The sequence below is a fragment of the Aliinostoc maniaoense genome, from assembly GCF_058172895.1.
Genome location: NZ_CP187952.1, coordinates 2,378,454 through 2,390,850 on the forward strand (window position 1 = coordinate 2,378,454; position 12,397 = coordinate 2,390,850).

Here is a 12,397-nt window from a genome sequence, read left to right on the forward strand (position 1 = left end):
GTTCCAAATTGACGCGATGTGCGACTTATTCTTATAAACCCCTCTCCAAACCTCTCCCCTGCAAGGAGAGAGGCTTTAATTCTTGCCCCCCTTCCCTTGTAGGGAAGGGGTTGGGGGTTAGGTTTGAAAAGAAGTTGCACACGGCGTAAATTGCGGACTGGGGGAATTTTTCCCAGTCAATACCTTTCTGGAATATGTGGTGTCGATTTAGTAGTCTATGTTGCAAATGTTAGCGATCGCTAGCTATTGTCACAGTTAGCGTTAGTATGGCTATGTATTTTTTTACAGTATAAATATGACTCAAAATCTTTACGTAAATCCAGTTATAGGCAGCGACACCAACCCCGGTAGCCAACAAGCACCTTGTAAAACAATTACCCAAGCTCTCAAACTCGCTTCACCCAATACCACCATTCAACTAGCAGATGGTAATTACAAAGCTGATAACGGTGAAGTTTTTCCCCTCACTATCCCCTTTAATGTCAAAGTTATCGGTAATGAAGCCAACAAAGGCAGCAATATCTTAATAGAAGGTAGTGGTACTTACCTCAGTCGGACTTTTGCAGGACAAAATGTTACCTTTGTGATGTTAGATGGCGCGGAACTGCGAGGGGTGAGTGTTACTAATCTCGCTAGTCGTGGTAGCGGTGTATGGGCAGAATCAACTACCCCCACCATTGCTAATTGCACCTTGATTAATTGTAAGCGCGAGGGTGTATTTGCTACAGGTGATGCTAACCCAGTGATTATTGATAACGTATTTACCGAAAATGCTGCCAATGGAATTGCGATCGCTAAAAATTCCCAAGGTAAAATTCAAGGTAATGCCTGTTTTAAAACAGGTTTTGGTATCGCTATTAGTGACAGTGCATCACCAACACTGATAGATAACAAAATCTACGAAAACCGTTCCGGGATAGTCGTCTCCGGTACTGCTCGTCCCATATTGCGTAATAATCTCATTGAAAACAATACTGACGATGGTTTAACTGTTATTGTCAACGCCCTACCTGATCTTGGCAATACCAATACCCCAGGTGGTAACATCCTACGCAATAACGCTAAGTTTGATATCCAAAATGCTAGTGCTAATAAGTTAGTGTCTGTTGGTAATCAAATTGATCAAGCTAAGGTTAAAGGAAACATAGAGTTTGTAGATATTCAAGTTATTACCCCAACACCAACACCTACCCCAACGCCAACACCTACCCCAACCCCAACACCTACCCCAACACCAACACCTACCCCAACGCCAACACCTACCCCAACACCCGAACCTGAACCTGAACCTATACCCGAACCTGAACCAGTACCCACACCAACACCTACCCCAACACCTACACCTATCCCTATACCCATACCTATCCCAACCCCAACGCCTACACCAACCCCAACGCCAACCCCAACGCCTACACCAACCCCAACGCCTACACCAACCCCAACCCCAACGCCTACACCAACCCCAACCCCAACGCCAACCCCAACCCCAACGCCTACACCAACCCCAACCCCAACGCCTACACCGACACCAACGCCTACACCTACCCCAACACCAACGCCTACACCTACCCCAACACCAACACCTACACCTACCCCAACACCAAAGCCTATAAACTTAAAGGATATTGGTAATCATTGGGCAGCACCATTTATTCGAGAATTAGTACAACAGGGAATCATTAGCGGTTTTCCCGATGGAACATTTAAACCTGATGCAACAATGACACGGGGACAATATGCAGCCTTATTAGTGAAAGCTTTCAACCCACCACCAAACCGGGCTGTAATTAGATTTAAAGATGTACCCGAAAACTTCTGGGCATTCAAAGTTATTGTGCAGGCATATCAAGGTTTATTTTTATCTGGATATCCAGATGGAACATTCAAACCCAACCAAAATATTCAGCGTGTGCAAGTGATAGTTTCCTTAGTCAATGGACTAGGATTAGGGTTATCTAACAATGTTGCCAACGCCATCAAAGTTTTTGACGATGCTGCTAAAATTCCTGATTATGGTAAAGGTCAGGTAGCTAAAGCTATAGAAAAGAAAATTATCGTTAACCACCCCAATATCAAACTACTTAATCCTACCCGTGATGCTACACGGGGAGAGGTAGCAGCGATAGTATATCAAGCTTTAGTCGATGCTGGTCGTGTAGCGGCAATTAATTCACCTTACATTTTTAGTTAGGGAGTGTGGGGCAGGGGGCATATCAATTCAAAATTCAAAATTCAAAATTCAAAATTAGGGAGCAGGGGGCAGGGGGCAGGGGGCAGGGGGCAGGGGAGACAAGGGAGTTAAATTAGCCAACTGTCTAATCTCAACTGTCTCCCAATATCATGTGTTTTTTTGCATCAAAACGGATGAATCCTTGTTGTTGCAATTTGCCCATTAATCTTGTAATTGTGACTCTAGTAGTACCACAGGCGTTAGCAATTTCTTCATGAGTGAAGCGAACATTTAAACGAGTTCCTTGTGGTACTGGTTCACCGATTTCTTGTTTTAAAAACTGTAAGAGATGATATAACCTATCTTCTACTCTGCGCTTGCCAAAAGTAACTAATAATGATTCAGTTTGCTTGAGTCTTTGATTGAATTTTAGTGACAGAATTTGGCTAAGTCTAGGATTCAAATTTATTTCAGTTACATGAATAGATACTAACTCAACATCTGATATAGCTGTAGCTTGATACACAGGTAAAGATGTCATACTAGAACCAAATATCATTTGTGGCGTTGCTAAACCTACTAAGATTTCCTCTCCTGTTTCACAGAAAGTATTTAATTTCACTAAACCTTGACAAATATAGTAAATAATTAAAGGATTGAGGGGAATATCCTCACCTTTTTGATATGTATATACTGGGCGTTCTTGCCTCAGATATTGTTCAGGATTAATTAATTCTAAGTCCTTGTCATTTTGTTGACTAACAAGACGTAATAACCAATTCAAAGATGTTGGTTTACCATGTTGATTGCGAACTACTGTTACTGTCAAAGCAACATCAAAAGGTTCGCCATTATCTGGCTGTAAACGCAATACTAACTCTTTAGTGCGATCTGACTCAAATAGTTGATTTAGTTCGTTGCGAAAACTTTCTCGTTCTTCAATGCGGATGAAGTTAATCATCGGTTGAGTTACTAACTTCTGTTGAGAACTATTCAGCAATTTAGCTGCGGCTAGGTTAGCTTCTTGAATAATGCCTTCTGAACTAGTAACAACATAGGCATCTGGTGCAAATTCAAATAAATTGTAATAATGTAGGCGTTCTGTTTCTAAATGATTTCTTGTCTGTAAAAGTTGCTCATTTTGTTGATAAAGTTCTTCTGCTGCTAACTGCACCATCTTAGAGTTACTGTAGAGTTCCTTAAAAGCTTGTGGTAGTAAATCTGGTGGAATCCACGGTAAAACGCTAGCAGTTTGGTATAAATCTGCTAACTGTTTATGTAGTGCTTCGGCTCGTTGGATAAATAATTCTATATTCACTGTAGATGCTCACGACTTAGTTACAGCCCTGCAATAAACACAATCAACTTAATTAATAAATTAAGGAATTGCATCTATCTTCAAGCTGCCAATGGTCAAACTTGAGGTCAGTCCAAATCTACATTTATCCTGAGACTAATTGCTTAGAAAAGAGTCATTATTACCATTAAACCACTAAAAATACCTATTAAATCAATATAATTAACGCCGTGTGTAAGTAGAACGGTGTAAATAATTAAAGGTTTGTAGTAAGGACTTTAGTCCTTATGAGAGGACTAAAGTCCTTACTACGAACTAAATGCAATTTTTTTTACATTAATTTACATAGTTTGGTTTTTTCCAGTCGTTCTACTTATTGCTATTGTGTTAGCAGCGAGAGTACGACACCGCCCAAAGCTTTCGGTGCGTTACGGCTTACGCCTAACACACCCTACTGGCGTGGCAAGCCTTAAATGTTGCAAAAAAATTGTAGGTTGGGTTGACGCGAGGAAACCTAACACCAGCATCTATATTAAGTTTTCGATATTTATGTTGGGTTACTCTTCGAGAAGGCTGCGCCTACGTTCCTCAACCCAACCTTGTATATTGAGGGAAGGCTTGCGCCTACAAAATTCAAAATTCAAATCCCCATAAATGAATTTAGAGGCTTATACCATCAAGAAATAATTGGGTATAAAAAAATTATTAAATATTTTGGGAAAATCGACAAATAGAATTATATTAATCCTAAGTTAGTTGTTAATTCGACAGCTTTTTCAAAGGTGATACCCTGTTTAGTAGCAATATACAATAATGCTATTACGGCTGAACGTATAGAGTTATCACAATGAATCAGAGCAGGTTTAGGTAGTTCATTGATGATTTGCAAGACTTTGAGTGTGGTTTTGCAATTAATTTCATCAACTTTAGTAGGTAAATTGAGATAATGAAATCCTAATAATTCCAATTTGGATTTTTCATCATCTAGCCAGCCTTTTTCATCAGGCGATCGCAGGTTAAGTATAGACTTATAACCATCAGCAAGAAGTTGGGGAAATTGCTCTGGGGTAATTTGCCCTGCGACAGATAATTCATGGTTAATTTTTCTGATGATATCCATATCACCACCTTGCTAATAGTGAGTCATCGATTTTGCAGATAACTCTCATAAGTAGAACAGGGTTAATCAATTTTAGATTTTGGATTTTAGATTTTAGATTCAATCTGGCAATCCAAATTTTAAAATCTAAAATTTGGAGGGTTAATAATTAAAGGTTTTTAGTCAGAACTTTAGTTCTTAAAAAAGGACTAAAGTCCTTACTACGAACTCACACCTAAGATAGTTTTGTTTTTTCAAGTTAGAACGACTTAAAAAAGGTGTTTAGGGGTGTAAGGGAAAGATTTTTTCAGTTTAAAAATCTTGTTTTTCTGGTATATCACCCTCAAAAGGTTGAACTCCTGTTGTGGGGTAGTCATCGTCTCTTACACCAAAAATTCGAGAAACTGCACCTGAGAGATAGTTAATTACTTGTTGACCTAGGTTTTGAATGTTTTGTACTAACTTTTTAGAGGTAGACATAAATTTTGCTCCTTTTAAATTGGTTTTAAACTGAGTTGATATCATCCCTGATGGGTGAAATACTTTCTCCAGACAACCAGTTATCAGATAACTAGATTGTCATTAACATTCCAACATCTCTCGAACCACTGAATTAAGTCATACTTCCAACACTCCTCTAACCTCTGGCGATTTTGGTAAATGTGCCAAAACTTGATAGGGTTCAAAACTGTTTCCGTATTCACAAGTGGTTGATTAAAAAAATGGCACATTGCTAAAACAATTGTCTTTAAATGATTCTGAGTCAACATTGAAGATATCGGTAGTAAATGCGATAAACTATGAAATTTTGAGATTAAATCTAGTAGGTAAGTAAAGCCAGCATCGCCTTTCGATGAACCCAATAGCGATGTTGGATGCTCATAGCTAACTTCTACAACTTTTTGACTACAAAAATTACTTCTTTGTAAACAAGACCTTGTCTTAGGCAGGACAAGCGATAGATGTTTGCGGAAGTATAGTTATAACCAGTGTGAGTATGAAGCAAGCTCTTGAGGTTGTCCAATTACTGCTGGCATTTTCTACACTTTTAAACTTATGGCAACAATTTGAGGAACTTGTGAGGAAATGACTAAAAACGCAAATTTTTTTTAAGAGACAAGAATCTATGACAAGACAGGGGTGTAGGGGTGTAGGGGTGTAGGGAAAGAAAATATATCTATTTTTTAGTGATCTCAACAACATCTCCTCACAAGTTCCTCAAATTTTCCCCTTAACTTCAAAGAGGAATATACCAAAACTCCCTACTCCCCACTACCTTTTTCAACGTAAACCGTCGTGTGATAAATCACGCTAGGAGGGCAGGAAAATGTCTTTACTCTCATCTTGCACCTCGGTTAAAAACCGGGTTTCTTGCAAATTCCTCAGCTTAAAACCTTAATCTTTCGTTCAAAAACCGGGTTTTTTAGTTTAGCAATTTCCCAATCTCTAAGGAAGATCAAATGAACAAGAGAAACTTTGCAACTATAGACGGTAATGAGGCTGTAGCTCATGTTGTCTATCGGCTCAATGAAGTCATTGCCATTTATCCAATTACGCCTTCTTCCCCGATGGGAGAATGGGCGGATGCTTGGGCTAGTGAAAATCGAGCCAACATTTGGGGTACAGTACCGAGCATCATTGAGATGCAGAGTGAAGGGGGGGTTGCTGGTGCAGTTCATGGGGCTTTGCAAACTGGCTCACTGACAACAACATTTACGGCATCCCAGGGATTATTGCTGATGATCCCAAATATGTATAAGATTGCCGGGGAACTCACACCTACAGTATTTCATATTGCGGCGCGATCGCTAGCGGCTCAAGCCCTGTCAATTTTTGGCGACCACAGCGATGTCATGGCTTGCCGTGGTACTGGCTTTGGGATGTTGTGTGCTGCTTCTGTGCAGGAAGCCCATGATTTTGCTTTAATTTCTACAAAAATATCCTTAGAATCACGTATACCTTTCCTCCACTTCTTTGACGGTTTTCGTACCTCCCACGAAGTGAATAAAGTTGAAATATTAACAGAAGCAGACTTACAAGCATTTATTCCCAATGAATTAGTTATTGCCCATCGTTCACGCGCCCTCACTCCCGATAAACCAGTATTACGAGGCACAGCCCAAAACCCCGATGTCTATTTCCAAGCTAGAGAAACCGTCAATCCTTATTATTTAGCTTGTCCAGACATTGCCCAGAAAGCTATGGACGAATTTGCCCAAATGACTGGGAGACAATATCAACTATTTGAATATCACGGCGACCCCAAAGCCGAACGCGTCATAGTTCTCATGGGTTCTGGTTGTGAGACAGTCCATGAAACCGTAGATTATCTCAACGCCCAGGGGGAAAAAGTTGGTGTAATTAAAGTACGGTTATACCGTCCCTTTGACAACCAAAGATTTCTCGCCGCCTTACCACCTACCACCCGCAGCATCGCCGTTTTAGACCGTACCAAAGAACCCGGTGCATCTGGTGAGCCTTTGTATCAAGATGTCATCACAGCCTTACATGAATTTAGGGGTGTAGGGGTGCAGGGGTTGCAGGTAGTAGGGGAAGAAAATACTTCCTCATCTCCCTTGTCTCCCTTGTCTCCCTTGTCTCCCTTGTCTCCCTTGTCTCCCTCATCCCTCCCTAAAATTATCGGTGGTCGTTATGGCTTATCTTCCAAAGAATTTACACCGGCAATGGTGAAGGGAATTTTTGATAACTTAGCCCAAGGTACACCAAAAAATCATTTCACTATTGGCATTAACGATGATGTTACCCACACCAGCTTAGATTATGACTCTGATTTCAGCATTGAACCTGACAATATAGTCAGAGCCATTTTTTACGGCTTGGGTGCAGATGGCACGGTGGGCGCGAATAAAAACTCAATTAAAATTATTGGCGAAGAAACCGATAATTACGCCCAAGGCTACTTTGTTTACGACTCGAAAAAATCCGGTTCTGTTACCGTTTCTCACCTGCGCTTTGGTTCTCAACCCATCCGTTCTACATACCTCATCACCAAAGCCAACTTTGTTGCTTGCCATCAGTGGGAATTTTTAGAAAAATTCTCTATCCTCAAAGACATCGTACCAGGAGGTACATTCTTATTAAATACTCCCTACGACAAAGAACAAGTTTGGCAGCAGTTACCAGATACCATCAAAGCCCAAATTCAAGAGAAACAGCTAAAAGTTTACGGCATTAACGCCTATAAAGTAGCCCGTGAAGCCGGGATGGCTGGGAGAATTAATACAGTGATGCAGGTCTGTTTCTTTGCCTTGTCTGGTGTATTGCCAAGAACAGAAGCCATCGAGGAAATTAAAAAATCCATCCGCAAAACCTACGGTAAAAAAGGCGAACAAATCGTACAAATGAATATCCAAGCTGTAGATAGTACCTTGGATAATTTATATGAATTGGAGACTGGGGAAGAACTATCCTCTATGCCCCATGCCCCATGCCCCATGCCCCATGATGCCCCAAAATTCGTGCGTGATGTTCTAGGTAAAATCATTGCTCGTGGGGGGGATGAGTTACCTGTGAGTGCTTTACCTGTAGATGGCACATTTCCCACGGGAACGGCGAAATGGGAAAAACGCAACATTGCCCAAGAAATCCCGGTGTGGGATACCAATGTCTGCATTCAATGCGGTAAATGTGTGATGGTTTGCCCCCACAGTGTGATTCGTAGTAAGGTTTACGAGCCACAACAATTAGAGAATGCGCCGCCCACGTTTAAGAGTGCCAATGCTAAAGATCATGATTGGCATGATTTGAAATTTACCATCCAAGTAGCAGCCGAAGATTGTACAGGGTGCGGTATCTGCGTTGATGTTTGTCCGGCGAAGAATAAGGCTGAACCCCGCAAAAAAGCCATCAATATGCAGCCGCAATTACCCTTACGGGAAACAGAACGGGAAAATTGGGATTTCTTCTTGAGTCTGCCGAACCCTGATAGAAGGGAATTGAAGCTGAATCATATTAATCAGCAACAGATGCAAGAACCATTGTTTGAATTTTCTGGGGCTTGTGCTGGTTGTGGTGAGACACCCTATATTAAGTTAGCCACACAATTGTTCGGCGATCGCATGATTGTCGCCAACGCCACCGGCTGTTCTTCGATTTACGGCGGTAATTTACCCACCACCCCTTGGACATTCAACGCCGAAGGACGGGGGCCTGCTTGGTCTAATAGCTTGTTTGAAGATAACGCCGAATTTGGTTTGGGTTTCCGTGTTTCTATTGATAAGCAAACACAATTCGCTGCTGAATTATTACAAAAATTGGCTACGGAAGTAGGTACAAACTTAGTAGACGATATCCTCAATAATCACCAAAAAGACGAGGCGGAGATTTGGGAACAACGCGATCGCGTTAAAATTCTCAAACAACGGTTAACAGCAATTAGCACCCATAATCCCCAAGCCCAACAACTCTTAAGTCTTGCTGATTACCTAGTCAAAAAGAGCGTCTGGATTATCGGCGGTGATGGTTGGGCTTATGATATCGGTTTTGGCGGACTAGATCATGTTATTGCCAGTGGACGCAACGTTAATATTTTAGTTCTCGACACCGAGGTTTATTCTAATACTGGCGGCCAAATGTCTAAATCTACACCCAAGGGGGCTGTAGCTAAATTTGCGGCTGGTGGTAAACCTGCGACTAAAAAAGACTTGGGTTTAATTGCCATGACCTACGGTAATGTTTACGTGGCAAGTGTGGCTATGGGCGCAAAAGATGAACATACCCTGAAAGCATTTTTAGAAGCGGAAGCTTATCCCGGCCCCTCATTAATTATTGCTTACAGTCATTGCATTGCCCACGGCATCAACTTAACTACAGCCATGCAAAATCAAAAAGCAATGGTTGAATCTGGTAGATGGTTACTGTATCGCTACCATCCCGACCTCGTGAAACAAGGTAAAAATCCCCTACAACTTGACTCACGTACACCAAGGCGACCTGTAGAAGACTCAATGTATCTAGAAAACCGCTTCAAGATGTTAACAAAAATTAACCCACAAGTAGCTAAACAATTGCTAGAAGAAGCGCAAAATGATGTCAATATCCGGTGGCAAATGTATCAATATTTAGCAGCAAGGCAGGTAGCCAATGCTACTAATAATATGTCAGAACGAAACCATCAAGATATATCGAGTTTAAACGGTGTAGGAGTTTAATTAGGGTATTGGGTATGGGGCATGGGGCATTGGGCATGGGGCATTGGGCATGGGGCATGGGGAATGGCGCAGGGTGTGCTTGGTGTGCTTGGTGTGGGATGGTGGAGAACAAATCTTTCCCCCCACACTCCCCTCTCTCCCCACACTCCCCCTGCTCCCTTGTCTCCCTTGTCTCCCTTTTCTCCCCTACACCCCCACACCCCCACACCCCTACACCCCTACACCCCCACACCCCCACACCCCCACACCCCTCTTACCTGTGTCGCTGTCTAATGAAATTTAAGGAAAGATATTAACAATGGACTTAACAACTAGTTATATGGGGATGCAGTTGCGATCGCCACTTGTGCCGTCAGCATCCCCCCTCACCGGAGAAGTAGATAACATTGTGTGGATGGAAGATGCTGGTGCAGGTGCGATCGTACTTCCTTCACTGTTTGAAGAACAGTTAAGTATGGAAAGTTACGAACTACACCATCATCTTACCTACGGTACAGAAAGTTTTCCTGAGTCTTTAACTTATTTCCCCGAACCGGAAAACTTTCGTCTTGGCCCTGACGAATATCTTGACTTGATTTACAAAGTTAAACAAAAGGTCAAAATTCCCATTATCGCTAGCCTCAACGGTTCTTCACTAGATGGCTGGACTGACTACGCCAGAATGATTGAGCAAGCCGGTGCAGCAGGATTGGAATTAAATATTTACTCTGTACATACTGATCCAGAACTGACTAGCGAACAGATAGAACAGAGTTATATCAATATGTTCAAAGCAGTCAAAGCTAGCGTATCTATTCCTGTAGCGGTGAAACTCAGCCCCTATTTTACAAATATGGCCAACATGGCCAAGCGTTTAGATGATGCAGGGACTGATGCTTTAGTCTTGTTTAACCGTTTTTACCAGCCAGATATTAACCTCGAAACCCTAGAGGTAGAACCTCACGTACTTTTAAGCACTCCCCAAGCCATGCGTTTACCTCTGCGCTGGATTGCCATTCTTTACGGCCACCTCAACACTGACTTAGCCGCTACCAGTGGCATTCATAATGCCCATGATGTGTTAAAAATGCTCATGGCTGGTGCTAATATTACCATGTTATGTTCAGTGTTACTACGGCATGGAATTAATCATCTGCGATGTATAGAGCAAGAAATGCGTCAATGGATGGAAAAGCATGAGTATGAATCTATACAACAGCTTCAAGGCAGCATGAGTCAGAAAAACTGTCCTAACCCCAGTGCCTTTGAACGCGCTCAATATATGCGAGCCTTGCAAAGCTACAAACCAGAATGGGGGAGAGTTTACGAACCTTCTCATTATCACGGTTAGGGGAGGCAGGGGGCAGGGGAGCAGGGGAGCAGGGGGCAGGGGGCAGGGGGAGTAAAACTCTTTAATTTTGAATTTTGAATTTTGAATTTTGAATTGATACGCCCAATGCCCTAATTACGAATTACGAATTACGAATTACGAATTAATTTACTATGCGTAAACGAATTGGTATTTTGACTAGCGGTGGTGACTGTCCGGGACTTAATTGTGTGATTCGGGCAGTTGTGAGTCATGCGACACTTACTTATGATTGGGAAGTATTGGGGATTCCCTATGCCACTCAAGGGTTACTTGAGCGTCAAGCGATCGCTCTCAATCTTCATGGTTGGGATTTGCGGGGAATTGACCCCTTACTAAATATGGGTGGCACAATTTTAGGGACAATTAATAAAGGCGATACTCTCACTCGTGTAGATGAGATGTTGGCTAGTTATGAGGCCTTGGCTTTGGATGGGTTGATTGCTATTGGTGGTGATGGCAGTTTAGGTATTATCAATCAACTGGCTAACCAAGGTAATTGGAATTTAGTGGCTATCCCCAAAACTATTGATAATGATGTCGCCCTCACTGAACGAGCTATTGGCTTTGATACGGCTGTAAATACGATTGTCGATGCTTTAAATCGGCTCACGTTTACAGCAGCTAGTCACGATCGCGTCATGATTGTGGAAGTCATGGGACGCACAGCCGGACATTTAGCACTGCACTCTGGCATTGCTGGCGGCGCAGATGTAATTTTAATTCCAGAGCTTCAATACACAATTAAGGGATTATGTCAACATATAGCAGAATTGCGCGATCGCTGGCGGCGTAAATTTGCGATCGTTGTAGTCGCTGAAGGAGCAAATTTGTGCATAGAAGATATGTGCAATCAGCCAAATGATGTTCCTGATGCCGACTCCCCAATCCCGACTCTCCCCTCTCCCAAATGCGGCAAGGGTCAATACATTGCCGAACAGATTGCCCTTTGTAGTGGTAATATTATAGATACGAGAGTTTCTGTATTAGGGCATATTCAGCGAGGTGGCATACCATCCGCACTTGATCGCTTAACAGCCACAGTCTTTGGCAAAGCGGCAGTTGATTTAGTCGCCAAAGGTCAATTTGGCCAGATGCTAACTTGGCAACATGGGCAAGTTGTCCCTGTTCCCATCTCAGAGGCCATAGGGCAAAGTCCCTTACACGTAGATCCCGACGGGTACTTAGTACAAAGTGCGCGCTCTTTAGGTATTTATGTAGGTGAAAAGACTTAGGGCGGGAGAGCAGGGGGGCAGGGAGCAGGGGGCAGGGAGCAGGGAGACAAGGGAGACAAGGTAGATTTTACCCCAAT

Annotated in this window: 8 protein-coding genes; 4 read left to right on the forward strand and 4 right to left on the reverse strand. The window is 42.3% G+C overall.

Features of this window, described 5'->3' with window-relative positions; all coding sequences use genetic code 11:
- The first annotated feature begins 295 nt into the window (after positions 1-295).
- Positions 296-2,191 carry a DUF1565 domain-containing protein gene (locus ACPZ3T_RS10655; protein ID WP_490276036.1) on the forward strand — a complete coding sequence of 632 codons (1,896 nt, stop codon included), beginning with the start codon at positions 296-298 and terminating at the stop codon, positions 2,189-2,191.
- A gap of 130 nt (positions 2,192-2,321) precedes the next feature.
- Here ACPZ3T_RS10655 and ACPZ3T_RS10660 read toward each other — a convergent pair whose 3' ends face one another.
- The 3 genes from ACPZ3T_RS10660 to ACPZ3T_RS10670 form a co-directional block, all read right to left on the reverse strand.
- Positions 2,322-3,488, reverse strand: a complete 1,167-nt coding sequence (locus ACPZ3T_RS10660) for a helix-turn-helix domain-containing protein (RefSeq protein ID WP_490276038.1) — start codon at positions 3,486-3,488, stop codon at positions 2,322-2,324.
- A 715-nt stretch (positions 3,489-4,203) separates the two neighbouring features.
- Positions 4,204-4,587, reverse strand: coding sequence for a protein tyrosine phosphatase family protein (locus ACPZ3T_RS10665; RefSeq protein ID WP_490276040.1), 384 nt, complete (start codon positions 4,585-4,587; stop codon positions 4,204-4,206).
- Positions 4,588-4,878: 291 nt separating this feature from the next.
- Positions 4,879-5,046 carry a hypothetical protein gene (locus ACPZ3T_RS10670; RefSeq protein WP_490276042.1) on the reverse strand — a complete coding sequence of 56 codons (168 nt, stop codon included), beginning with the start codon at positions 5,044-5,046 and terminating at the stop codon, positions 4,879-4,881.
- Between the two features lie 980 nt (positions 5,047-6,026).
- On the opposite strand from ACPZ3T_RS10670, the gene nifJ reads away from it, so the two are divergent.
- Complete coding sequence (gene nifJ, locus ACPZ3T_RS10675) at positions 6,027-9,737, forward strand: pyruvate:ferredoxin (flavodoxin) oxidoreductase (RefSeq protein ID WP_490276044.1); 3,711 nt, start codon at positions 6,027-6,029, stop codon at positions 9,735-9,737.
- On the opposite strand, the gene ACPZ3T_RS10680 is transcribed toward nifJ, so the two are convergent.
- On the reverse strand, positions 9,734-9,937 hold the full coding sequence (locus ACPZ3T_RS10680; protein WP_490276046.1) for a hypothetical protein: 204 nt from the start codon (positions 9,935-9,937) through the stop codon (positions 9,734-9,736). The genes nifJ and ACPZ3T_RS10680 overlap by 4 nt on opposite strands.
- Positions 9,938-10,035: 98 nt before the next feature.
- On the opposite strand from ACPZ3T_RS10680, the gene ACPZ3T_RS10685 reads away from it, so the two are divergent.
- Both ACPZ3T_RS10685 and ACPZ3T_RS10690 read left to right on the forward strand, forming a co-directional pair.
- Complete coding sequence (locus ACPZ3T_RS10685; RefSeq protein ID WP_490276048.1) at positions 10,036-11,067, forward strand: dihydroorotate dehydrogenase-like protein; 1,032 nt, start codon at positions 10,036-10,038, stop codon at positions 11,065-11,067.
- 152 nt (positions 11,068-11,219) lie between these two features.
- A complete protein-coding gene (locus ACPZ3T_RS10690) occupies positions 11,220-12,320 on the forward strand; it encodes an ATP-dependent 6-phosphofructokinase (RefSeq protein ID WP_490276049.1) in 1,101 nt (366 codons plus the stop codon).
- Positions 12,321-12,397: the final 77 nt, after the last annotated feature.